The organism is Ruania halotolerans (genome assembly GCF_021049285.1).
GTDB classification, from domain to species: domain Bacteria; phylum Actinomycetota; class Actinomycetes; order Actinomycetales; family Beutenbergiaceae; genus Ruania; species Ruania halotolerans.
This window is the reverse complement of sequence record NZ_CP088017.1, coordinates 2435629-2459786: the sequence shown is the minus strand read 5'-3', so window position 1 is coordinate 2459786 and position 24158 is coordinate 2435629. Positions and strand designations below refer to the sequence as shown.

Genomic DNA, 24158 nt, shown 5'->3' with positions numbered 1-24158 from the left:
AGGCCCACGCCACCCATGCCCTCTGATCATCCCGGCCGACAACAGTCCGGATCCACACCCGATCAGTCCCACTCCGACCCTTCCGAGCCGCGATCCGGCGCCGCGAGCCCACTGCCGCCGAGCGCCGCCGTCGTCGCCACACTTGCCCGCCTGTACCCCTTCTTCCGCCCGGCGATCCCCCGGTTCATCGCGGGAATGCTCTGTGCCCTCGCCGCGAGCCTTGCCGCGCTGGCGATTCCGCAGGTGATCCAGTGGGCCGTGGATAACCCGCTGATGGACTCGGTGGGTACTCAGGATCGCAGCGGTGTGTGGCTCGCCGTCCTCTTGGTCCTCGGACTCGGGGTGCTGGAGGCCGTCTTCATCGCGCTGCGCCGAGCGTTCATCCTGATCCCGGGCACGAAGGTCGAGGCGAACATGCGCCTTGCCCTCTTCCGGCACCTGCAGAATCTCCCGGTCGCGTTCCACGACCAGTGGCCCGGCGGTCAGCTGCTGTCCCGATCGATGAGCGACCTGGGCATGCTGCGGCGATGGCTCTCCTTCGGGATGGTGATGCTCGTGGTGAACACCACCACGATCGCCGTCGGGGTCGGACTGATGATCTATCAGGGCGGCTGGCTGGGCATCGCCTACCTGGCCGGCGCGTTGCCGGTGGTGTACTTCTCGTACCGTTTCTCGTCCCGGTTCCGCCGGATCTCCCGGCTCAGCCAAGACCAGGCTGGCGATCTGGCCACCACGGTGGAGGAATCCGTGCATGGGATCCGGGTGCTCAAGGCGTTCGGGCGAGGGCGCGAGGCATACCAGAACTTCTCCGTCCAGGCCGACGAGTTGCGCCGGACCGAGCTCCACAAGGCGCGCACGCTCGGCGCCTTCCTGTTCGCGATCACTGCGATCTCCGAGGTGGTCTTGGGCGCGTGCCTGATCGCTGGCGTCTGGCTGGCGGTGAACGAGCAGATCACGGTGGGGGCGTTGGTCGCCTTCTTCGCCACGGCCGTGGTGGTCAGCGGGCCCGTGGAGCAGCTCGGCCACCTTGTCTCGATGACCCTCTACGCCAAGACGGCCGTGGATCGCTACTTCGATGTGCTCGACACCTCGAACGTCGTCGATGACCCGGAGCACCCCCAGCGCCCGGAGCAGCTTCGTGGCGAGGTGGTCTTCGACCAGGTGCGCTTCGAGTACCCCGATGAACCCACTGCGGACCAGGCCTGGCGTGACCCCGATCGGCCGCGCGAGGCTCCGCGCCGGGCCGTCCTGGACGGGATCGACCTCACCGTGCGGCCTGGCGAGACCATGGCGATCGTCGGCCTGACCGGCTCGGGGAAGACCACGCTGATCTCCTTGGTACCGCGGCTGTTCGACGTCACCGCGGGGTCCGTGCGCATCGACGGTGTGGACGTACGTGACATGACCCGGCACGATCTGCGTGAGATCGTCTCGATCGCCTTCGAGGACGCCACCTTGTTCTCGGCGACCGTGCGCGAGAACGTGCTACTCGGGGCGCCCGAGGGGCAGGACGGCGATGCCGATCTGGACCGTGCACTCACCATCGCGCAGGCTCAGTTCACCCGCGCATTGCCGAACGGCTTGGAGACGACGATCGGTGAAGAAGGGTTGAGCCTCTCGGGCGGGCAACGGCAGCGACTCGCACTCGCCCGTGCTGTAGCTGCGCGGCCTCGCGTGCTGGTGCTCGATGATCCGCTCTCGGCCCTCGATGTGGCCACTGAGGAAGTCGTGACCGCCCACCTGCGGGACGAGCTCGCCGAGACCACCACCGTGGTGGTGGCCCATCGCCCGTCCACAGTGGCACTGGCAGACCGGGTGGCCGTGCTGCAAGACGGTGTGATCACGGGCGTCGGCACGCACACCGAGTTGCTCGCCACCCATGAGCACTACCGCTTCGTGATCTCCAGTCTGGTCGAGGACGAGGACGAGCGTGATGAGGCCGAACCTATGGACCCATCGGTGGAGGTGAGGTCCTGATGCGCACGACCACCCCCGTCACCCCGCGCGGAGTGCAGGACGAAGAGAACAGCAACCTCGATCGCGCGGATTCCCGCTTCATCCGCCGCCGGTCCCTGCGACTGTTGGGCAGTTTGCTGCGACCGCTGCGCGGAGTGTTCATCCTTACCGTGGCGCTCGTCGTCGCGGCCCAGGCGGCTCGTGCCGCTGGACCGGCCCTGATCGCCTACGCGATCGACACCGGGCTCCCGGCCGCACAGGACGGCACCTGGGCACCGGCCGTGCTCACCGGCGGGATCTACGTGCTCACCGCACTGATCTCCGGGGCCGCGACGGCAGGATACGTACGCCTGGCCGCCCGGGTGAGTCAGGCGATCCTGCTGGACCTGCGCCAGCGCGTGTTCCGGCAGACGCAGCGGCTCAGCCTCGAGTTCCACGAGTCCTACACCTCCGGCCGGATCATCTCCCGGCAGACCGCCGACCTGGATGCGCTCAAGGAACTTCTTGACTCCGGGATCACGCAGCTTGCGTCCGGATTTCTCTACATGACCTTCGTGGGACTCTCGTTGTTCCTGCTGGACTGGCAGGCGGGACTGGTGTTGTTGGTGGCGGTCATTCCGGTGGCGCTGATCACCCGGTGGTTCCAGAAGCGGTCGCAGGTGCTCTACCGCATCTCCCGGGTGGCCTCGGCGCGTCTCATCGTGAACTTCGTGGAGACGATGAACGGGATCCGCGCCGTTCACGCGTTCCGGCGCGAGGAGGCCAACAATGCCACCTACTCGGATCTGACCGAGGACTACCGGAACAACAACGCCCGCACGATGGGGCTCAACGGCATCTACGACCCGGCACTCCAGCTCACCGGGAACGTCACCGTGGCCGTCGCGATGGCGATCGGTGCATTTCGGGTGCTGGACGGCCAACTTGAGGTGGGTGTGCTCGTTGCCACGCTGCTCTACACCAAACGGTTCTTCCAGCCGGTCGGGCAGATGGCGATGTTCTACAACTCCTTCCAGTCGGCCGCGGCGGCCCTGGAGAAGATCTCCGGACTGCTCGAGGAGGTGCCCACTGTGCGCCAGGCCGAGCGGCCGGTGCCCTTGCCGGCGGCATCCGGTCATCTCCGGTTCGAGGGCGTCCGGTTCGGGTACGGCTCCGATGAGGTGGTGCTACCGAATCTGGATCTCGACGTGCCGGCGGGTCAGACGATCGCCCTGGTCGGACAGACCGGCGCGGGGAAGTCGACAGTGGCCAAACTCGTGGCCCGGTTCTACGACGTCACGGGGGGCAGCCTGACGCTCGACGGCGTTGATCTGCGCGAGGTGTCCATGAAGGATCTGCGCCGTGCCGTGGTGATGGTGACCCAAGAGGCCTACCTCTTCTCCGGGACAGTTCGGGACAACATCGCACTCGCGCGACCGGACGCCACCGATGATGAGATCGTGGCGGCGGCGCGCGCAGTCGGTGCACACGAGTTCGTCATGGCGTTGCCCGAGGGCTACGACACCGATGTGAACAAGCGCGGTGGTCGGGTCAGTTCGGGGCAGCGGCAGTTGATCTCATTCGCACGCGCCTTCCTCGCCGACCCAGCTGTGCTCATTCTGGACGAAGCGACCAGTTCGCTGGACATCCCAGGGGAGCGGTTGGTGCAACGCGGGCTGCAGACCCTGCTGGCCGACCGGACCGCGCTGATCATCGCCCACCGCCTCTCGACGGTCGCGATCGCCGATCGTGTGCTGGTGATGAGCGAGGGTGAGATCGTCGAAGACGGCTCTCCCGAGGTACTCATCAGCGGAACGGGACGGTTCGCCGCCTTGCACAAGGCGTGGCAGGACTCACTTGTCTGAGCCGGAGGGCCGGTCATGGTGTAAGGATGGGCCCATGAGTGACGACGCTCCGAAGACCAAGCCGAGTTCCTCGGCACCACCTCCGTGGATCCGCACCGTCACCACAGTGCTCGGTGCTCTCATCCTCGCGATCGTCCTGTTCGTCCTCGGCAGTGCCTTGTTGCCCGGCTGGTGGGCATCGATCGTGACCGGGTGGGTCGATGGTGTCTCCAGTGCCGGGGTGCTCACCGGCTTGCTGTGTGGGGTGATCTTCACCCTCGTGCCTCTGGCAGTCGGCTATCTGGCGATCCGGTTGCGTAAGCCCTGGCGAACCCGGTTGATCATTGGCGCAGTTGCAGTACTGCTCACCCTGCCTGTGGTGCTCACCATCGCGATCGACGCCTCCACCACACTGGCGGCCACTGAAGCCCGCACGGATATGGTGATCGGTGCGCCGTCGTTCACGGGCGCCGTCTACGGCGGAGCGCTCGGTGCAGTGGCGGTGGCCGCAGTGGCGATCGCGCTCACCTGGCGCATGCTCACCTCGAGGCGCAAGGTGCGTGCGCTCAGTGGCGATCTGGCCAAGGGAAAGGCTCGGGAGAAGGATCGGGCCGCCCGGGACGCCGCGGCAGAGGAGGCGCGGACCGCAGCCGCGCGCGATGCTGCGGCCCGCGAACGTGAGGCTGGCGGGCCGCCTGCCCCTCGACCTGACTCTGCCGAGAGTGCCGGCGAGCCACCTGCCGAGCGGTAGCGGGAGCGATGCTGAGCACCGCGGTGCAGCCGGGGGATCCACGATGATCACCGACCGTCCGGTCCGGATCACGGACGTCGCGCACGCTGCCGGCGTCTCCATCGCCACGGTCTCCCGGGTCCTGAACGGATCGAGCACGGTGGACCCCGTACTGGCTGAGCGGGTGCGCGCGGCCGCGAAAGCCACCAGATACGTGCCGAACTCCAACGGTCGGGCGTTGCGCCGCCAGCGCGCCGACGTCTGGGCGGCCATTGTCTCGGATGTGAAGAACCCGTTCTTCACATCCCTGGTGACCGCAGTGGAGCACGTCGCGGTGCGCTCCGGGCATGCGGTGATGCTGTGCAACACCGACGAACAGCTTGACCGTGAACGCGGCTATCTCGATGCCGCGATCGCCCAGCACATGTCCGGTGTGGTGGTCTCGGTCACCTCCGAGGCCGATTCGGACCTGCGCCCGCTCCTGGCGGCCGGGATCCCCACGGTGGTGGTGGACCGGCGAGTGCACGATTTCGCCGGGGATTCGATCCTTCTGGATAACGAGCGCGCCGGCCGGATGGCCGTGGAGCACCTGCTCGCTCGCGGGCACCGGGACATCATGTGCCTGGCCGGCCCCTCCGGGGTCAGCACCACCGAAGACCGCCTGGACGGAATGCGGAACGCATTGGCCGACTCCCGGGTGCCGCTGGAGTCCGAGCGCATGGTTCGTACCGACCTGCAGATGGCCGATGCCGAGGCGGCCGTGCGCGCGGCGCTGGCGCAGCCGCGCCGTCCCGATGCCGTGGTGGCGATGAACGGCCCGCTGACGGCCGGCGCCTACCGCGGGATCCAGGCCTCTGGCCTACGGATGCCGGAAGAGATCTCGCTGGTGGGTGTTGACGATGACACCTGGACCCAGATGGTGCATCCTGCCGTCACGCTCGTGGCTCAGCCGGTAGAGGAGATGGGTACTCGTGCTGCCGAGCGCCTGCACGCACGCGCTGCGGATCCGCAGATCGAACCGATCCACCTCCTCCTGGAGCCGGAGCTCATCGTGCGGGGCACGACTGCCTCGCGTGACCTGAACCGCCGCTGATCCACCGACGGGCTCTCACTCAGGCCCACGCACGCGCCCGCTTTCCCGGGGTATGCCCGCGCTGTGAATGACCGTCGGAAGCGGCGTTGACACGCGCGGGTGACGGTGGCATGCTCATGCCAGTAAACGTTTACTCAGCTCTGTTTCCCTCCTGGGATGCTGCCTCTCCCGGGGTCAGCAGGATGCCGGGAGATGAGACTCGACGGAGAGGATCTCCATGACCACCCAGCCCGTGCGGTACGGCACCTACGGCTCCAGCCTGCGCGACCTGCCCCGCCTCCGCGATCACCGCCGGTTGCGAGTGTCCAGCTGGGACCGCACCGGTGGGAACGAGGACCGCCTCACCGTGCGCCCGGGGGAGACCCACACGTTGGCCGAGATCTCCGGTGCCGGATCGATCAACCACATCTGGATCACGGTGGCTCCCGCGGCCGGGGACGGTCCGGACTCCTCCGATCGCGACCATCTCCGCAAGCTCGTCCTGCGTGTCTTCTGGGACGGCGCCGACACACCCAGCGTGCTGGTGCCCCTTGGCGACTTCTTCGGTGTCGGGCACGCCCGTACCGTGAACTTCGCCTCCCTGCCTCTGCAGATGAGCCCCGAGGACGGTAAGGGGCTGAACTCGTTCTTCCAGATGCCGTTCGCCGACGGTGCCCGGTTCGAGATCACCAGTGAGTGTGACCAGGACGTCTGGTTCTACTACTACATCGACTATGACGCCTTCGATGAGCTCGAGGAGGGACTGGGCCGGTTCCACGCCTGCTGGAACCGGGAGAATCCCACCGGCGGCGCCCCCGAGGAGGGTCGCACGAATCCCGAGCACCTGTTCGGTGGCGAGAACACCACGGGAGAGGGTAACTACACGATCCTTGAGACCACCGGTCGCGGCCACTTCGTCGGGTGCGTCCTGAACGTGACGAACCTGCGCCAGACCAACGAGTGGAACTGGTACGGCGAGGGCGACGACATGATCTTCGTGGACGGCGAATCGTGGCCGCCGAGCCTGCACGGCACCGGAACCGAGGACTACTTCAATACCGCATGGTGCCCCTCGCAGAGCTACAGCTCGATGTATCACGGGATCACGCTGCCGGGCGGAGAGAACTGGTCCGGCCAGATCTCCCTGTACCGGTTCCACATTGAGGATCCGGTGACCTTCCGTCAGTCGATCCGCGTGACCATCGAACACGGCCATGACAACCGGCGCAGTGACGACGTCTCCTCGACCGCCTACTGGTATCAGGAGCACGTGGCCGATTGGCTTACCCTGCCCGAGGTCACCGAACGCCTTCCGAGGATCGGATGAGGTTGCGCAACGGCGTCTCTGGGGGTCTGGCCCTCGTGGCCACACTCGCCCTCCTCGCGTGCTCGAACCCGGGCACCGGCGGCGGAGCACCGCCTGCAGGTGGCGGTGACCCGGGCGGCGAGTTCCTCGTCACCGAGGTCGCCAACGTGACGCAGATCGCCCAGCTCACCGGCCCGGACTCGACGATCAACGACACTGAGTCGGTCGCCATCGCGGGGACCGACCTTGGCTCGATGTTCACCGCGGGGGAGCGCACCTATTTCGTCTTCGGTGACACCTTCGGCACGCGGGCCCCGGACGCGTTCGGCGGCGGGGGCGGCAACTGGCGATCCAATGCGGTGGCCTGGACCACCGATGACGACCCCACGGACGGGATCACGTTCGATGATTGGGTGCGGGACGACGTCGGCCTCGCGCTCGAGGTGGCACCGGGTGAGCACGATCCGAACAACGGTGAGGGAGAGGTCACCAAGATCCCCACCCACGGGTTCGCCGTGGAGGACACGCTCTACCTGCAGTACATGTCGGTGAGCTTCTGGGGCGAGGCCGGCCAGTGGGACGCCAACCATGCGGGCCTGGTCCGATCGACTGACGACGGCGCCACCTGGGAGGTCCTGGACGCTCCCCAGTGGCCGGGCGACTCCCACTTCGTCCAGGTCTCGGCGGCGCTCGTGGAGGAGGACGGAGAGGAGTTCGTCTATTTCTGGTCCATTCCCTCGGGGCGCTTCGGCAGCGTCCAGCTGATGAAGGTGCCGGCCACCACCAGTGCAGTCGAGGACCTGAATGCGTACCGCTACTTCGCCGGTACCGACGACTCCGGCGAGCCGATCTGGTCCGAGGTGATGGACGAGGCTCAGACGCTCATCGAGGCACCGGTCGGGGAGCTGTCGGTGATGTACCACCCACAACTCGACCGGTGGCTGATGACCTATCTGGAGAACGAGGACGCTGTGCTCGCCGAAGGGCTCACCCCATGGGGGCCGTGGGGGGAGTCGGTCACCCTGACCACCCAGGAGGAGACGCCCGGCCTCTACGGCCCCTACACCAATCCCCGGTATGTCAGTGAGGATGGTCAGACGATCTACTTCTCACTCTCCCTCTGGGGCCCCTACAACGTTTTCTGGTACAGCGCCGATCTGGTGACCCGATAAACCACCCGACTCATCGACGAGTCACCCATCAAGGAGGATGAGATGCGAACCACCCGCGCAGTGCTCGGCGGCCTGGCCGCCATGGTGACGGTCGGCCTCGCGTTGACCGCATGCTCAGGAACACCCGAGGATTCCGGCAACGGCGGCGGCGATGCTCCTGACGGCGCCACGGAGGTGACTTTCTGGCAAAGCCAGTTCACCGACGAGGAGAACGAATGGTACGAGAGCGTCGTGGACGCCTACAACGAGTCCCAGGACGAGGTGCACGTCAACCTGACGGTGGTCCCCGCGGACGCCTGGGAACAGCGGATGACTGCGGCGCAGGCCGCAGGTAACGCCCCGGATGTGCGCACGATGAACTACGGGGACATCCGGGATGCCGCGCGCACCAGCCAGATCACCGCGCTCACCGACCTGATCAGCGAAGAGGCGTGGAGCGACCTGCAGGAGAACGTGCTCGAATCAGTCTCGGCCGACGGTGAACACTTCGGCTACCCCATGCTGGTGGAACCCTCCGCCGTGCTCTACTACCGCACTGATCTGTTCGACGAGGCCGGCCTCTCCGGCCCGCCGAGCTCATGGGAGGAACTGATCGACTATGCCGAGCAGCTGACCGACGATCAGGTCTTCGGGATGCGACTGGCGCAGACTTCGGTGGACATGTCCTGGTCCACCTGGGGTTACCAGTGGAACGTGGCCGGCCATCTGCCGATCAGCCAGGACTGGTCCGAGCCGGCCGCCAATGACGACTTCGCCCCGTTGCTGCAGGCGTTCCAGGACCTCTTCGACTCGGGCGCACTCCCTCCCGGCGATGGGATCGGCTACGCCGACGCCACCCCCTACGGGGAGGGTGAGTTCGCCATGATGGCGAACGGCTCCTGGGCGGCCAGCCAACTCCTCGCGGACTACCCGGAGATTGCTGAGGTCACCGAAGTGGCCGCGATGCCCAGCTTCAGCGGCGAGCCGGGGGAGACCACCGCCACGCTCGGCGGCTGGACCTGGGTGGTGGACGGCAACAGTGACGTCTCCGCCGAGGCAGCCGACTTCATCGAGTGGTCCCTCGGCGGTGATCCGGAGAACGTGGTCCCCTTCTTCGAAGCCACCGTGTTCTCGAAGGTCTCCCCGCGCCAGTCCGTGGCGGATGTGATCGCCGAACTCCCGGACGTGGACTCGATCAATCCGTGGAACGAGACCATCCAAACCGATATCGTGCCGTTCGCCCAACAGGAGCCCGCCTACCCGTGGAACGTCTCCCTCGCGATGGGTGAAGCCATCGAGGCAGCGATGCAGGGGACCCCGGTGGATGAGGCACTGGCGACAGCGAACGACAAGATCGCCACCGAGATCGCGAACTCCGAGCTGGCGGGCACCGGCTCCTGACCGTAGGTCGGGCGCCGCCGCGGCGGCGCCCGACCCTCATCACGAGGAGTGGTGGCATGAGGACCAAGACTGCGACGGCGGCCCGGGCCGGAGCCTCGCCCAGCGGGCGGCGGCGCCCGAAGCACAAGGACAACAGGATCGCTTTCGCCATGATCGCCCCCGCGGTGATCCTGCTCAGCATCTTCGTGGTCTGGCCGCTCGTGTACGCGTGGGTGGTCAGCTTCTATCAGTGGAGCTTCTACGAAAGCTCAGTGTTCGTGGGGTTACGCAACTTCCGGATCGTGCTGGAGGACCCGGTGTTCTGGGCGTCGATCGGCCGCGGCCTGACGTTCTCCGCCATCACAGTGCCGGCGATTCTGCTCATTGCCTTCGCCTTCGCGAATCTGGTGAAGACGATGAGCGCGCGGATGGCCGGAGTGCTCAAAGTGAGCATCTACATCCCGTCGGTGATCTCGTTCGTGATCGCCTCCATCGTGTTCGTTCTCATCTTCGAGTACCGGCAAGGGCTGCTGAACTTCCTCATCAGCTCGTTCGGCGGATCGGATGTGGCCTGGATCGGAAGTGCTCGCACGGCACTACTGGCCATTTCGGTACCTGCGATCTGGATCGGCCTCGGACTCGCCTCGCTGATCATGCTCGCCGGGTTGCTGGACATCCCGGAGAGCTACTACGAGGCCGCGGAGATGGAGGGTGCGAACTGGTTCCAGCGCACGTTCTTCATCACCATCCCGCTGATGAAGAACATCCTGCTGTACGTCCTGGTCACCACCTTCGTGGCCACGATCCAGCAGTACGAACTGCCCCTGGTGATGACCCAGGGCGGTCCCACGCAGTCCACGCTGCTCCCGAATCTACTGATCTTCCAGAAGTTCACCAACGATCTCTACCTCGGGTACCCGATCGCGGCGGCGCTGCTGTTGTTCCTGGTGCTCGGCGCGATCAGTGCGGTGATCTTCAAGCTCATCAACTCCGAGAAGGCGGTGGACGGCTGATGGCAGCTCTTCCGACCCAGCAGATCACAGCTCCCGACGGCGGCCCCACCGAGCCGGCGCCCCTCGCCAAACGTTCGTGGTACCGGTCCTCCTCCCGCTCCGGTGGCGCCGTCTCGTTCGTGTTCCGCTTCCTGCTCGCGGCGATCATCATCATGGCCGCGTTGTTCCCGCTCGCCTGGATGGCGATCTCCGGGTTCAAGGCACGCAATGAGGTGGTCACCTCCCCGTTCCAGTTCTTCCCCGACGTATGGATGCCGCAGAACTACACGGAGATCCTTGCCGACCCCAGCTTCACGCGCGCCCTCGCCGTCTCCTTCGCCGGTGCGGTGGCGTTCGCCACGCTGACCCTTGCAGTGAACTCGATGGCGGCGTACGCCTTCGCCCGGCTGGACTTCGCGTTCAAGAACGTGCTCTGGGTGGCCGTGCTCTCCACCATGTTCATCCCGCAGATGGCCATCTTGATCACCTCCTACATCGTGGTGACCCGGATGGGGATGTTGAACACCTTCTGGGTGCTCCTGGTGCCCGGGGCGGCGGCAGGTATCCACACCTTCTTCATCCGCCAGTTCTACCTGGGCATCCCGAGTTCCCTGGAGGAGGCCGCCCTCCTGGATGGGGCCGGCCGGTGGCGGATCTTCACCTTGATCTTCCTGCCGATGTCCAAACCAGTGTTCGTGGTGGTCGGGATCACCTCGTTCCTGGTGTTCTGGAACGCGTACGTGTGGCCGGTGCTCACGATCACCGAACCGGACTCGCCGCTGACCCAGATCCAGCAATACCTGGCCACCTTCCGATCCGAACGCAGGGTTGAGTACGGGCTCCTGCTCGCCGGGTCCACCATGGCGGCGATGCCAGTGATCGTGCTCTTCCTGATCTTCCAGCGGTACATCATCTCCGGGATCCGCATCTCGGGGATCAAGTAGGTGAGGCGCCCCAGTGAGTGAGCAGACCCCCGAGAGCACTGACGACACCCCGCTCGTGCCCGCGTCGGTCCGCGCGATCGAGCACACCGAGGGACGGCACGTGGCCCTCCCGCTCGGCGGCATCGGTACCGGCAACCTGGCGCTCGCGGCCGATGGCGGGTTACGGCAGTGGCAACTGCACCACCTCGGCAACCACCGAGGTGAACTACCGGGGGCACTGTTCGCGCTACGGGTGGCCCAGTGGGAGCCACCGTCGAACGAGATCCGGGTACTACAGGCGCCCCCGGCCCCGCCGGAGCAGACTCGCACCCCGATGGTCAACGACGATCACGTCCCCACCTGGCAGCGCGAACTGCTCACCCGGCACCGGGGGGTGCAGGGCACCACCTTTCGCGGGGTCTACCCAGCCGGGCGAATCGACTATCACGACGACGATCTCCCGGTGGCGGTGCACCTGGAGGCGATGACACCACTGGTGCCGCTGGACACCGCCCGCAGTTCGCTTCCGGCCGCACTGTTCACCGTGCGGGTCACGAACACCTCCGAGGTACCTACGCACGGATGGTTCGGTGCCGCCATGCAGAACCCGCTGGGCGCCGATGGCGCCCTTCCTCCCGACGGCGTCCGCTCGCCCGGGTATGGCGGCAACACCAACCGCACCGACCGCCGTCGGAACTGGACGGCCCTGGTGATGGAGAACCACACCCTGGCGCCCGATCACCATGGCGCCGGACAGGTGGTGCTGGCCGCCGATACGCCCGGCACCACGGCCCTGCCCGCGTTCACCAGCGCCGACCAGTTCCTCGACTTCCTCGGCGCTCGCCAGCCCTTCGGACCCCGGGACTGGGCGCACATGCCGCCGTCGATGGCCGATCCGCAGCCGACAGGTCCCTGGTCGGCCGCCGGGCCGAGTCCGGAGGGCAGCACCTGGAATGGTGGACTGGCCGTGCCCTTCCATCTCGAGCCGGGGGAGAGCGCCCGGCTGCGGCTGGCGCTGACCTGGCATCTGCCGAACCGGCACATGAACTTCACCCAGTTCGGTGGAGTCCGGCCCGAGTGGGGATCGAGTCGATACTGGCTCGGCAACCACTACACGACCCAGTTCTCCGATGCCATCGAGGTGCTCGAGACGGTGGCAGACCAGTGGGAACCACTGCACCGCGACACGGCTGCATGGATCCGCACACTCACGGAGAGTTCACTGGGGGAGCAGGCGGTTGAGCATCTGGCGGCGCTGCCGGCCGTGGTGCGCAGCCCCACCTTCTTCCGCACCGCTGATGGCCACTTCTACGGTTTTGAGGGAGTCCAGGGGGCGTCCACCACCATGTGGTCCGGGGATGTGGGTGGCTCCTGCCCGCTGAACTGCACACACGTGTTCACCTACGAACAAGGCCTGGCGAAGCTGTTCCCGGAGCTGGAGCGGGATATGCGTGAAAGTGACTTCGACGTGTTGCAGGCACCGGACGGGTCGATCCCGCACCGGCTGATCCTGCCGACCAGCCTGGGCCAGCTGTGGGACCGTCCGATCGGGGGACCGGACGAGCCCGCGCTGGATGGGATGCTCGGCACCGTGCTGAAGACCTACCGCGAGGTACGCACCGGGGCGGGTGCGGCGTGGTTGGCGCGCTACCGCCCGCAGGTGGAACGGCTGATGCACCACGTGGCGGGCCGATGGGATCCCGACGAGACCGGAGTGCTGCACGGCATCCAGCCCTCCACGCACGACATCGACCTCGCCGGTGTCAATTCCTTCATGGGCACTCTGTGGCTGGCGGCGGTGCGTGCAGCCGAGGAGCTGGCGCTGCTCACCGAGGATGAGGCCGCGGCCACGCACTGGCGTGACGCCTTCGAACGGTCCTCGGCGGCCTACGACGAGGCCCTGTTCACCGGTGAGTACTACCGGCAGGTCCTCGAGAACGGCGATCCCCGGGAGTTTCAATGGGGCCACGGCTGCCTGGCCGATCAACTCTTCGGGCAATGGTGGGCGCACACGCTGGACCTGGGTCACCTGCTGCCCGCCGAGCATGTGCGCACCGCCCTGCGGTCGGTGGTGCGCCATAATCTGCGCACTGACTTCACCGGGTTCGAGCACCCGTACCGCGTGTTCGCCGAGGGTGCGGAGACCGGGCTCATCGTGTGCACGTGGCCACACGGCGGCCGCCCGGAGGTACCGACCCGGTACGCCGACGAGGTCTGGACCGGGGTGGAGTACCAGGTGGCCGCGCATTGCCTGATGGAGGGACTCGACGCGGAGGCCGAGCAGATCCTCACGGGACTGTGGGCCCGGTATGACGGGCGTCGGCGCAATCCGTACAACCAGGTGGAATGTGGTGACCACTACGTGCGCGCTCTCTCCGGCTGGAGCGTGCTGGAGGCACGCACCGGGCAACGGTGGGACGCCACCACCGGTGTGCTCCGGATGTCCCGCCCGCCGCGGGGCGGTGCCTGGCCGCTGCTGCTCGATCGCGGGTGGGGAAGCCTTCGTCACGAGGACGATGGCCCGCGCCTGGAGTGTCGCTACGGCACCGTGGAGGTGAACCGACTCGAACTCCTCACCCCTGGTGGCGTGCGATCCTACGGGCCAGTCCGGCTGCGAGCGGGGGAGGAACAGCGGCTGACCTGAGCCTGCCCGGCACGTAGACTGGGCCACGTTCGTGCCGATATGGGCGAACCTCGACTCATCCCGGGGGGACGTGTTGCGCCGACTAGCCGCCGTGGTCGCGTGCCTGGTGCTCGCGACCGTGACAGCATGTACGGGATCGATGGAGATCGATCCCGGTCCGAGTTCGCCGCCGCCGGAGCCTCGGCCAGCCGCTCAAGCGAAGCTCCCCGAATCGGGCAGCACCCTGGTGCCCTCCACCGATCCGACTGCGCTCGCACTGGCGGCCAGCGACATGTTGTTCGAGGTTGCCCGCGTGGTGGTGCTCGCTCCGGTCGCCGATGAGGCAGCGCTGGCCCGGGCGTCCTCGATCGCCATTGCCCTCGGAGTGCCGGTGCTGCCGACCGGTGCCGATGATCAGGCGGTCGGCGAGGAGATCCTGCGACTTTCGGCCACCACACTGCTCCCTGTCGGGGATGTCGACCTCGACTCCTACGATCTGACCTCGATGAACGTCCAACCGGTACCCGATGATGCGGCCGCCGTGGCCGAGCTTCTCGATGTGGAGGTGAGCGACGCCGGCGCCGATCTACCCGCCGATGTACCCGCGCTCGCCGCGCTCGAGCAGGGTCAGATGATGGCCGGGCCCGCTGGGGCGCCGTCAGCGGCGGGGCATATGCCTGAGACGCTGCCGAGTGAACGCGTGGAAGGGGTGCGAGTACTCGCCGACGGAAACCAATCCCAGCTGGCCGCCGTCGGGACCTCTCGTGCCGCAGGGGCCACGGTGACCGTGCTGGACGGCGACCCGCGCGCCTCAGTTGACCTGTTCGACCACGGCGAGCCCACGGACGCGATCGTGGGCCTGGGGACGGGTTTCGGCGACTCCGAGACGTTCACCTGGCAAGCGGAAACGGCGCTGACCGGTGTGCAGCTCCCCGGCGGCGGGCAGTTCGCATTCGACCGAACCCGCTATGTGGCGCTGTACGGCAGTCCCGTCACGGCCTCACTGGGTGTGCTCGGCGAGCAGGGCACCGCAGCGACGGTGGACCGGGCGGCTGACCTCGCGGGGCGCTACCAGCAACTCACCGATGACGTGGTGGTGCCCACGCTCGAGGTGATCGTGACGGTGGCCTCCGGCACTGCGGGTTCAGATGGCAACTACTCGAACGAGTGGCCGGCTGAGGAGTTCGTGCCATTGATCGAGGCGGCGCACGAGGCGGGGCAGTACGTGGTGCTGGACTTCCAGTCCGGTCGCACCAACTTCCTGGATCAGGTGCGCGAGTACGCCGACCTGCTGGCCTACCCGCATGTGGGGATCGCTCTCGATCCGGAGTGGCGACTAGGCCCTGACGAACGCCCGCTGGAGCAGATCGGCTCGGTGGGCATCGATGAAGTCAACGCCGTGATCGAGTACGTGGCCGACTTTGTGCGAGAGAACCGGCTCCCGCAGAAGATCGTGATGGTGCACCAGTTCCGCACGGACATGGTGCGCAACCGCGAGGACATGGACACCAGCCGGTCCGAAGTCGCAATCGTCCTGCATGCAGATGGCCATGGCACGCCCGAACAGAAGGACGCCACCTGGCGCAACGTGCGCGAGGACGCCCCGGACGGTGTCTACTGGGGGTGGAAGAACTTCTACGACGAGGACGATCCCACGCTCACCTCACGAGAGACCTATGAGATTGACCCCGTCCCGGACTTTGTGAGCTACCAGTGAGGAATCCGTGACCGACGAACGTGGCTGGTGGCATCGTTTACGGCCGATGACCCGGCGCGGTGTGCGTGCGGGAGTCGCCTTCGTGGTGATGGGACTGATCGCCGGTGTACTCGGCGTGCTCACGGCCAGCTACACCGGTTCGCTGGGTCCCCATTCGGCCGACTACTCCATTCAGCTCAACGGTGAGGTACGGGTGGACATGGGGCCGCTCGGCGCTCTCATCGTGGATTCGCCCATGCCGCTGCATCTGGGCGCCGATGTGCTGGTGAAGGAAATTCCGGTCGAGCTCAGCACTCCCGAAGCCGACCCGGTGGCCGGTTTGACCGGGGACCTGTCCAGCTATACCCAGTTCCTGGCCAACCCGCAGGCCGCGATCGACGATGCCGCCCAGGGGCTGATCACCGATGCGCTCGGCCGCTGGGTGCTCCTGTGGACGGCGATGCTCGTGCTCGTGGCATTGGGCCGCCTCGCCGCACACGGCGTGCTTCGCGATGCGCTGCGCAGTGCCTGGGCGCGAACCGGAGTGCCGGCGCTGAGTATCGCGTTGGTCGTGGTGGCTGTCGCGGTGCCGCTGATCGAAGTGACTCGTCCTTCGGGAGGTGCCGGCCGCACATCGGCGATCCTGGCCGGCACGCCTCTCGAGGAAGCGCGCATCACGGGACGGCTCGCCACCCTCGTGGACCATTACGGCGGGTTCGTCGTCGATGCGATCGACGACAACACGGCCTTCTACGAGGCCGCTCGTACCAACCTGATCTCCGCATTCGAGGCCGATCCGGAGCCGACTGGCCCCACGGCGCCTCCGGACGTGGCCGATGGCGATGTCGAGGGACAGGATGATGCTGGGGTCGAGGGTGGTGACGCCGCTGGGGTCGAGGGTAGTGACGCCGCGGGAGTCGAGGGTAGTGACGCCGCGGGAGTCGAGGGTGATGCGGCGCAGGAGGCCGCTGGAGGGACCGGTGATCTGCCGGGCGACGCTCCAGCTGACAACGAGGGCGATGATGCCCCCACTGATGCCCCCACTGATGAGCCCCTCACCGAGGACGCCGTGACCACGAGCCTGCTGGTGAGCGACCTGCATTGCAACGTCGGGATGGCCGACGTGATCGGCGCAGCCGTTACCTCCTCCGGAGCAGACCTGGTGCTGAACGCCGGGGATACGGTGATGGGCGGGACCTCGGTGGAGTCGTACTGCGTGAATGCGTTCGCCGCCGGCATCCCTGATGGCACCCCCGTGGTGGTGGCGGACGGCAACCACGATTCCCGCACCACCACCGAGCAGGAGCGCACCAACGGCTGGATCGTCGTCGAGGGCGAACCGGTCGAGGTGGCCGGGCTGCGAATCCTCGGCGATACGGACCCCACCCTCACCTCACTCGGAGCTCCCACACACCCGCAGCGGGACGAGACGATCAACTCGATGGGTAACCGTCTGGCACACCGAGCCTGTGAGCTCGCCGACGATGGGCAGGGTGTTGACCTGTTGATGGTGCACAGCCCCTACGCCGCTCGCCAGGTACTGGAGGCCGGCTGCGCCCCCATCAGTCTGGCGGGGCACTTGCACAGGGAGATCGGCCCGCGTCAGCTCGGTTGGGGAATCCAATGGGTGCTGCCCAGTGCGGCCGGCGCCGGGCACGGCACACCGACCATCGGCCCGTTGAACAATCCCGCCGTGATGACCGTCCTTCGATGGGATACGGAGACCGGACTTCCGCTGGAGTACCGGCACATCACCGTCGGCACCGACACCAGCGTGGTGCTCTCCGAGTGGCTCTCGCTTCCTGAGCAGCCCGCTGAGTACACCGAAGTGAGCGTGGACCAGGAGTAGCGCCGTCCCGATGCCGCATACTGAGGGCGTGAGAGTTCCGCCCGCAGACGCCCAGGGGCACACCCCTGCGGACCACGATGACCGTGACGAGCTCGACGAGGATATCGGCGAACCCGTCGGGGGAGTCGATCGAAGTCAACCCACCGACCATGAGCGCGGCGGCGGTGCGGGCAAGGAGTTCGCGATCCTCGCGATCGTGACCGGCGTTCTCGGGGTCGTCGCCGCGGTGGAGCTGATGCTCGACTACCTGCGCATTCTCGCCGATCCGAACTACGTGCCGGCCTGTGACATCAATCCGCTGGTGGGCTGCGGCGTCTTCCTCGGCAGCTGGCAGTCCAGCGCCCTCGGGATTCCGAACACGGTGATCGGGATGCTCACCTTCCCCGTGGTGATCGCGACCGGGATCCTGTTGCTGACACGTGTTCGCCTCCCGCGCTGGTACTGGCGGGGTCTGGTGATCGGCGCCACCTTCGGGATCGTCTTCGTCACCTGGTTGCAGTACCAGGCCATCACCCAGATCCGTGCGCTCTGCCCGTACTGCCTCGTGGTGTGGCTGGTGATGATCCCGTTCTTCGTGCACACCGTGGCGCGTGCGATGCAGAACGGAGCGCTGCCAGCACCCGAGGGGCTGAAGTCCTTCGTGGTGCCGAACCGGTGGTTGATCACCGCGATCTGGTATCTGCTCGTGGTGGCTGCGGCTGCATTCGGGCTCGGCGAGGAATGGCTTCTGGTCTTCTGACGGACCCGCCTGCCTCGTCGTTCAGGCGCGTCGGGGCCGGCGGGAGTCGTCCCGGATCACTCCGACCAGTTCCTCCAGCACGTCTTCCAGCGCCACCACACCCAGCGTGATATCGGCCGCGTCGCGCACCTCCGCAAGGTGCGCACCGCCGGACTGCATCGTGGCGAGCGCCGTCCGGAGCGAATCGGTGGCCCGGATCACAGGCATGGTGCGCACTACGTCCACGCTGATCGGCTGGTGGCGTCGCTCAGGATCGGTCTCCAGCAGGTCCTTGATATGGACGTAGCCGGCGAGCGAACCGTCGGCACGCTTGACCGGGAACCGGGAAAAGCCTTCGGCCGACACCGCCTCAGCAGCGGCCGGTGAGATGCCCTCGGGCATCGTGCGCACCGTCTGCACGGGCAGGAGTACGGCCGAGACTTGCCGGTCCGCGAACTGCAATGCCCCCATCAGGAGACGTTCGTCGTTCAGCTCCAGCAGTCCACCGTTACGCGACTCGGCCACCAAACCGGCCACCTCGTCACGAGTGAAGGCGCTGGCTACCTCGTCCCGGGGCTCCACCCGAAGCAGGCGCAGCGCGAGGTTCGCGATCTGGTTGAGCACCCACAGCATGGGATAGAGCACGCGGACGAGCATCGCCAGCGGCGGCCCGAGCACCATGGCGCTGCGTTCAGGACCCGCAAGTGCGATGTTCTTCGGCACCATCTCGCCGAGGACCACATGCAGGAAGGTGATCAGCGCAAAGGCGATCACGAAGGCAATCGGATGGACCAACGAGTCACTGACACCGAGCCCCAGTAGTGGCCCCTCGATCGCATGCGCGATCACCGGTTCACTCACCTGCAGAAGCAGGAGCGAACACACGGTGATCCCGAGTTGGGCGCCTGCCATCATCAACGAGACGCGTTCCATTGCCCGCAGGGTGATGCGTGCCACCCGGTTGCCGGCATCGGCGGCCGGTTCAATCTTGGTACGCCGCGCCGAGACGAGGGCGAACTCGGCGCCCACGAAGAACGCGTTGAGTGCGAGCAACACCACGGTGAGCAGGATCGTCCAGCCGTCGCTCATCGGTCCTGCTCCTTTCCTGTGCGTTGCTTGTCCTTCGCTGAATGGCTGACGTTCTCGGTCAGCGCGGATGCATCGTCGTCTGCGGCATCGCCCGGTGAATCTTCGGCTCCTTCTCGTTCGGACGCGTCCTCGTCGGGGTCGATCGGGGTCATCTCGAGGCGCACGGATTCCACCCGGTGACCGTCCAGGCTCACCACATCGATCCGCACCAGCACTTGGCCGACGGCCTCGGTCCGGTCCACAGTGAGCTCGATGTGGTCGCCAGCCTCCGGAAGTCGCTCCAGTTCGTCGGCGAGCAAGCCGCCGATCGTGTCGTAGGCCTCGTCCTCAGGAAGTTCGGCGTCGATCAGCTCACTGACCTCGTCCACCCGCAGGAGGCCGGGGATCGTCCAGGTGCCATCCTCGGCGATCACGGGTTCCGGCTCGTTCTCGTCGTGCTCATCCTTGACCTCACCGATGATCTCCTCCACGAGATCCTCCAGCGTGACCAGCCCGGCCGGGGAGCCGAACTCGTCGATCAAGATCGCCATCTGGAGGCCACCGTCACGCAGATCGTCCATCAGCGTGTCCAGCTCGAGTGAATCGGGCACCAAAGTCGCCTCGGTGACCACCTGCGAGACCGGAGTCGTGGCCCGACGCTCGAACGGAACCGAGAGCGCGCCACGCACGTGCACTAGGCCGATCACCACCGCATCGGTGTGCCCATTGTCCTGGGTCATCTCGATCACCGGGAAACGGGAGTGGCCGGACGATTTGGCCGCGTCCAGCAACTCCGTGAGGGTGTCCTCGGGCCGGAGGCTGATCACCTGGGAGAGCGGTGTCATCGCATCGCGGGCACGCCGATCACCGAACGCAAGCGAGCGTTCCACCAGCTCCGCAGTGTCCTCAGCGAGCGTGCCCTCCCGGGCGGAGTGCCGCACGAGAGCAGTGAGTTCCTCGGCAGAGCGGGCCGAGGCCAGTTCCTCCTGGGGCTCGATACCCATCAGCCGCAGTATCCGGTTGGCCGAACCGTTGAAGAACCGGATCGGCCAGGTGTTGATCCAGGTGAACCCACGCTGGAAGCCGACCACAGCTTTGGCGGTGCGCATCGGTTGCGCGATTGCGAGGTTCTTCGGGATCAACTCGCCGACGATCATGGTGACCACGGTCGCCAGCACCATCGCGACGGTCAGCGAGACCGACCCGACTGCTGCGTCACTGAGCCCGGCATCGGCCAATGGCCCCCGGATCAGTCGCGCGATGGAGGGTTCGGCGAGGTATCCGATGGCGAGGTTGGTCACCGTGATGCCCAGCTGGGCGCCGGAGAGTTGGGTGGACAGGGTGCGCAAGGCAGCCAGAACTCGGATTGCGCGACGGTCACCCGTCGCTGCGTCGGCCTCCACCTGGGCACGGTTGACGGTGACGAAGGCGAACTCGGCGGCGACGAAGCCACCGCATGCGGCCACCAATGCCATGGCGAGAACGAGGAACAGAATCTCGGTCATCGACGAGCCTGCTCAGGGTCGTCGAGCGATGAGAGTGCGGGATGCCCGGGCGTAACGCCGTCGGGCCAGGGTCTATGACCCTCCAGTGAGTCGGACTCCTCGGCGGATTCCGCCGTCATCGGTGAGCCGGTACTGTCATAGTCGCCGCTGGCGGCCATGGTCTCCATCCTGTCTGTTTCCCCACGCGATGCGGGGATGCCGGCGATTCTAGCGGCTTTGGGCCTGGGTGTGGATTTCTTGATCGACGCCACTGGAGCCTGGTGCGATACGGGCGGTGTGGGCGATCTGGGCGGCCAGGTGCCCGGCACCGTAGCCATTGTCGATGTTGACCACTGCCACTCCGGGAGCGCAGGCGTTCAGCATCGACAGCAGCGGGGCGATCCCGCCGAATGCAGCACCGTAGCCCACCGAGGTGGGTAACGCGACCACCGGTACCTCCACCAGCCCGGCGACGACGCTGGGCAGCGCACCGTCCATCCCGGCGGCCACCACGATCACGTCGGCGGCACGTAGCGCGTCAAGCTGGCCGACGATGCGGTGCAATCCGGCGACGCCGACATCGGAGACCAGGGCCACGTGCCGCCCCAGATACGTGGCCGTGAGTTGTGCCTCGCGGGCCACCGGCAGGTCCGAGGTGCCGGCCGTGAGCACCAGGACGGTGCCGCCATCGGGCGATGGCGGAGTCGGCGGCCAGGCAAGGAGGTGGGCGTCGGCATGGTCGGCCGCGTCCGGCAGCGCCGCGAGCACGGCCTCGGCGTGCTCGCGGGTGGCACGAGTGAACAGCACAGGCCCCGCAGGTCCCCCGGACCGGGCAAGCGCTCCGAGCTGTTCAGCGATGGCCTGCACCTGCGCACCGGACTTGCCGGCACAGAAGACCGCCTCCGGATAGCCCCTCCGTGCCAGGCGGTCGGTGTCGAGCCGGGCGAACTCGGCGGGCGGTTCCCAGGACGAGGGAACTGCGCTCTCAGTCATGGCGAGCGCCGATCAGCGTCAAGGAGAATGCTCCGGACTGGATCCCTCGCAAGTCCACGGCTGCGAACTGAAAGCCTGCTGCCGTGGCCAGCGCGTGCAGTTCGCGCCGGAGCTCAGGCTGAACGGATCGTGCCAGCTCGGTCTCCAGGAGCTCGATCCGGGCGACGTTGTCATGGTGGCGTACGCGGGAGTCGGTGAAGCCCAACTGCCGCAGCCCAGCCTCCACCTGTTCGACCTGCCGCAGCTTCTGCGGTGTCACGCTCTGGTGGTGCGGAATCCGGGAGGCCAGGCACGGTGCAGCGGGCTTATCCGCGCACGGAAGGTCGAATGCGCGCGCGATCGCACGCACCTGCGCTTTGGTGGCCCCCGCCTGCGCGAGCGGGCGGAGCACCTCGTGGTTCGTGGCTGCTTGTGAGCCCGGCCGGTCCGGGCGGGCGGCGTCGTCGGCGTTCTCCCCGTACGCCACCGAACGCAAGCCGTGGGCGGCCACCACTTCCTCGGAGATGCGGGTGAACAGTTCGTCCTTGCAGTGGAAGCACCGGTCCAACGCATTGCGCTGGTAGGCAGGGTTCTCTCCCTCGCGGGTGTGCACCTCCACCACGCGCGCGCCGATCACCGCGGCCACATCATGGGCGGCGATCCGTTCGTCGGTGGCCAGACTCGGGGACACGCCGAGCACGGCGACCACCTGGTCGGAGCCGAGTTCGAGCACGGCCAGAGCGAGCAGTGCCGCCGAGTCCACACCGCCGGAGTAGGCGACCCCGAGCGGACTGGACCCGCGCAGCACCTCGCGCACCCGGTCGGCCACGGCCAAGGCTTCCGGGTCCAGGCGACCCCCCGCGACGGCGGCAGCGTACGCCTGGGCCGCGCCGGCCGCCGTCGGGGTGGTTCCTGACTCATTCATCCGTGCAGCGGATCTCAGTCGAGCCGGGTCTCGGACCGGTCGGCGGACCACTCGGTGTGGAACGTTCCGTCGGCATCGACCCGCTGGTAGGTGTGCGCACCGAAGAAGTCCCGTTGCCCCTGGATCAGGGCGGCCGGAAGGCGCTCGGCGCGGACCGCGTCGTAGTAGGAGACGGCGGCGGCGAACCCGGGCACAGGCACGCCGGCCCCGAAAGCGACGCCGAGCACCCGGCGGGTGCCCTCGGATGCATCGGCCAGGCCTGCGGCGATGCTCGGGGCGGCGAGTAGCGTGGGCAACTGCCCGGCGGCGTACTCCGAGCGGATCCGCTCGAGCAGGCGGGCGCGGATGATGCACCCGGCACGCCACAGGGACGCCACCGCTGCGACATCAATGTCCCAGCCGTACTGTTCGCTGGCAGTACGGATCAGGTGCAGACCCTGGGCGTAGGCCACCACCTTCGCTGTCCACAGGGCCTGGCGCACGTCCTCGACCAGGGCGGCCTTGTCCTGCGGGGTGAACGAGTGCGCCGGCCCGCTCAGGTGCTCACGCCCAGCGGTGCGCAGATCCAGGTGCCCGGAGACCGATCGGGCGAACACTGATTCGGCAATGGTGTTCACCGGCACGCCCAGCTCGAGGGCGATCTGTACGGTCCACCGACCCGTGCCCTTCTGCCCGGCGGAGTCGGCGATCACGTCCACGAGCGCCTTGCCGGTGGCGGCGTCTGTCTGATCGAGCACCTCGGAGGTGATCTCGATCAGATAGGAGTCCAGGTCCCCGGTGTTCCACTCGCGGAAGACGTCGGAGATCTCGGGCACGCTCAGGCCGCCGGCACGAAGGACGTCGTACGCCTCGGCGATGAACTCCATATCGGCGTACTCGATGCCGTTGTGCACCATCTTCACGAAATGACCGGCGCCGTCGGGGCCGATGTAGGTGCAGCAGGGGGTGCCGTCGTAGGAGGCGGCGATGGTCTCCAGCAGCGGCCCGATGGCCTCGTAGCCCTCCTTGGACCCGCCGGGCATGATGGACGGCCCGTTCAACGCGCCTTCCTCACCGCCGGAGATACCCACGCCGAAGAAGTGCAGTCCCTTCTCGCGCAGCGCTTCTTCACGCGTGCGGGTGTCCTCATAGTGGGCGTTGCCGCCGTCCACCACGATGTCACCGGGCTCAAGGTGCGGGAGCAGTGACTCGATGGTGGCGTCGGTGCCGGCACCGGCCTGCACCATGATCACGATCCGGCGCGGCCGTTCCAGGCTGGCCACGAACTCCTCGATGGTGGCGGAGGGAACGAACGCCCCTTCGCCACCGTGTGCGGCCATCAGGTCGTCGGTGCGAGCGGTGGTGCGGTTGTACAGCGCCACCGTGTAGCCGTTGTTCGCGAAGTTGCGGGCGAGGTTGCGCCCCATCACGGCGAGGCCGACCACTCCGACGTGAGCGTTGGCAGAGGAGGTCATCTATGGTCCTTCCGAGGGATTACGGGTCCGGCCGGT

General features: G+C 67.1%; 18 protein-coding genes. 13 read left to right on the top strand and 5 right to left on the bottom strand.

Annotation, left to right across the window (positions count from 1 at the left end):
* Window positions 1-15: 15 nt before the first annotated feature.
* From LQF10_RS10865 to LQF10_RS10805, 13 genes are all read left to right on the top strand, one after another.
* Window positions 16-1977, top strand: coding sequence for an ABC transporter ATP-binding protein (locus LQF10_RS10865; RefSeq protein WP_231063870.1), 1962 nt, complete (start codon window positions 16-18; stop codon window positions 1975-1977).
* Window positions 1977-3800 (top strand): ABC transporter ATP-binding protein, encoded by a 1824-nt coding sequence (locus LQF10_RS10860; protein WP_231063869.1) that lies wholly within the window; start codon window positions 1977-1979, stop codon window positions 3798-3800. Before LQF10_RS10865 ends, LQF10_RS10860 begins: the two co-directional genes overlap by 1 nt.
* A 34-nt stretch (window positions 3801-3834) precedes the next feature.
* Entirely contained in the window at window positions 3835-4530 is a 696-nt protein-coding gene (locus LQF10_RS10855) for a hypothetical protein (RefSeq protein ID WP_231063868.1), read from the top strand.
* Between the two features lie 43 nt (window positions 4531-4573).
* The gene (locus tag LQF10_RS10850) at window positions 4574-5602 is read left to right on the top strand and encodes a LacI family DNA-binding transcriptional regulator (protein ID WP_231063867.1); all 1029 of its coding nucleotides are present in this window, start codon (window positions 4574-4576) and stop codon (window positions 5600-5602) included.
* A gap of 217 nt (window positions 5603-5819) precedes the next feature.
* Window positions 5820-6908 (top strand): glycoside hydrolase family 172 protein, encoded by a 1089-nt coding sequence (locus LQF10_RS10845; protein ID WP_231063866.1) that lies wholly within the window; start codon window positions 5820-5822, stop codon window positions 6906-6908.
* Window positions 6905-8059, top strand: a complete 1155-nt coding sequence (locus LQF10_RS10840) for a glycoside hydrolase family 183 protein (RefSeq protein ID WP_231063865.1) — start codon at window positions 6905-6907, stop codon at window positions 8057-8059. The genes LQF10_RS10845 and LQF10_RS10840 overlap by 4 nt, the downstream gene beginning before the upstream one ends.
* A gap of 42 nt (window positions 8060-8101) precedes the next feature.
* The gene (locus LQF10_RS10835; protein WP_231063864.1) at window positions 8102-9439 is read left to right on the top strand and encodes an ABC transporter substrate-binding protein; all 1338 of its coding nucleotides are present in this window, start codon (window positions 8102-8104) and stop codon (window positions 9437-9439) included.
* A gap of 56 nt (window positions 9440-9495) precedes the next feature.
* Window positions 9496-10431 (top strand): carbohydrate ABC transporter permease, encoded by a 936-nt coding sequence (locus LQF10_RS10830; protein WP_231063863.1) that lies wholly within the window; start codon window positions 9496-9498, stop codon window positions 10429-10431.
* Window positions 10431-11354 (top strand): carbohydrate ABC transporter permease, encoded by a 924-nt coding sequence (locus LQF10_RS10825; RefSeq protein ID WP_231063862.1) that lies wholly within the window; start codon window positions 10431-10433, stop codon window positions 11352-11354. Before LQF10_RS10830 ends, LQF10_RS10825 begins: the two co-directional genes overlap by 1 nt.
* Before the next feature lie 13 nt (window positions 11355-11367).
* Window positions 11368-13977, top strand: coding sequence for a GH116 family glycosyl-hydrolase (locus tag LQF10_RS10820; protein WP_231063861.1), 2610 nt, complete (start codon window positions 11368-11370; stop codon window positions 13975-13977).
* Window positions 13978-14008: 31 nt separating this feature from the next.
* Window positions 14009-15673, top strand: a complete 1665-nt coding sequence (locus tag LQF10_RS10815) for a hypothetical protein (protein ID WP_231063860.1) — start codon at window positions 14009-14011, stop codon at window positions 15671-15673.
* Between the two features lie 7 nt (window positions 15674-15680).
* Entirely contained in the window at window positions 15681-17501 is a 1821-nt protein-coding gene (locus LQF10_RS10810) for a metallophosphoesterase (protein WP_231063859.1), read from the top strand.
* A gap of 28 nt (window positions 17502-17529) precedes the next feature.
* On the top strand, window positions 17530-18240 hold the full coding sequence (locus tag LQF10_RS10805) for a vitamin K epoxide reductase family protein (protein WP_231063858.1): 711 nt from the start codon (window positions 17530-17532) through the stop codon (window positions 18238-18240).
* 21 nt (window positions 18241-18261) lie between these two features.
* On the opposite strand, the gene LQF10_RS10800 is transcribed toward LQF10_RS10805, so the two are convergent.
* The 5 genes from LQF10_RS10800 to gnd all read right to left on the bottom strand — a co-directional run bounded on the left by LQF10_RS10800 (window position 18262) and on the right by gnd (window position 24122).
* The gene (locus tag LQF10_RS10800; RefSeq protein WP_231063857.1) at window positions 18262-19308 is read right to left on the bottom strand and encodes a hemolysin family protein; all 1047 of its coding nucleotides are present in this window, start codon (window positions 19306-19308) and stop codon (window positions 18262-18264) included.
* Complete coding sequence (locus LQF10_RS10795; RefSeq protein WP_231063856.1) at window positions 19305-20792, bottom strand: hemolysin family protein; 1488 nt, start codon at window positions 20790-20792, stop codon at window positions 19305-19307. The genes LQF10_RS10800 and LQF10_RS10795 overlap by 4 nt, the downstream gene beginning before the upstream one ends.
* A gap of 207 nt (window positions 20793-20999) precedes the next feature.
* A complete protein-coding gene (gene larB, locus LQF10_RS10790; RefSeq protein ID WP_231063855.1) occupies window positions 21000-21764 on the bottom strand; it encodes a nickel pincer cofactor biosynthesis protein LarB in 765 nt (254 codons plus the stop codon).
* Window positions 21757-22668 carry an ATP-dependent sacrificial sulfur transferase LarE gene (gene larE / locus LQF10_RS10785; RefSeq protein WP_231063854.1) on the bottom strand — a complete coding sequence of 304 codons (912 nt, stop codon included), beginning with the start codon at window positions 22666-22668 and terminating at the stop codon, window positions 21757-21759. Before larE ends, larB begins: the two co-directional genes overlap by 8 nt.
* Before the next feature lie 14 nt (window positions 22669-22682).
* Window positions 22683-24122, bottom strand: a complete 1440-nt coding sequence (gene gnd / locus LQF10_RS10780) for an NADP-dependent phosphogluconate dehydrogenase (protein WP_231063853.1) — start codon at window positions 24120-24122, stop codon at window positions 22683-22685.
* Between the last annotated feature and the right edge of the window lie 36 nt (window positions 24123-24158).

Coding starts and splice junctions, on each gene's coding strand:
- LQF10_RS10865 (WP_231063870.1), top strand. CDS start 16: ATGCCCTCTGATCATCCCGGCCGACAACAGTCCGGATCCACACCCGAT.
- LQF10_RS10860 (WP_231063869.1), top strand. CDS start 1,977: ATGCGCACGACCACCCCCGTCACCCCGCGCGGAGTGCAGGACGAAGAG.
- LQF10_RS10855 (WP_231063868.1), top strand. CDS start 3,835: ATGAGTGACGACGCTCCGAAGACCAAGCCGAGTTCCTCGGCACCACCT.
- LQF10_RS10850 (WP_231063867.1), top strand. CDS start 4,574: ATGATCACCGACCGTCCGGTCCGGATCACGGACGTCGCGCACGCTGCC.
- LQF10_RS10845 (WP_231063866.1), top strand. CDS start 5,820: ATGACCACCCAGCCCGTGCGGTACGGCACCTACGGCTCCAGCCTGCGC.
- LQF10_RS10840 (WP_231063865.1), top strand. CDS start 6,905: ATGAGGTTGCGCAACGGCGTCTCTGGGGGTCTGGCCCTCGTGGCCACA.
- LQF10_RS10835 (WP_231063864.1), top strand. CDS start 8,102: ATGCGAACCACCCGCGCAGTGCTCGGCGGCCTGGCCGCCATGGTGACG.
- LQF10_RS10830 (WP_231063863.1), top strand. CDS start 9,496: ATGAGGACCAAGACTGCGACGGCGGCCCGGGCCGGAGCCTCGCCCAGC.
- LQF10_RS10825 (WP_231063862.1), top strand. CDS start 10,431: ATGGCAGCTCTTCCGACCCAGCAGATCACAGCTCCCGACGGCGGCCCC.
- LQF10_RS10800 (WP_231063857.1), bottom strand. CDS start 19,308: ATGAGCGACGGCTGGACGATCCTGCTCACCGTGGTGTTGCTCGCACTC.
- LQF10_RS10795 (WP_231063856.1), bottom strand. CDS start 20,792: ATGACCGAGATTCTGTTCCTCGTTCTCGCCATGGCATTGGTGGCCGCA.
- larB (WP_231063855.1), bottom strand. CDS start 21,764: ATGACTGAGAGCGCAGTTCCCTCGTCCTGGGAACCGCCCGCCGAGTTC.
- larE (WP_231063854.1), bottom strand. CDS start 22,668: ATGAATGAGTCAGGAACCACCCCGACGGCGGCCGGCGCGGCCCAGGCG.
- gnd (WP_231063853.1), bottom strand. CDS start 24,122: ATGACCTCCTCTGCCAACGCTCACGTCGGAGTGGTCGGCCTCGCCGTG.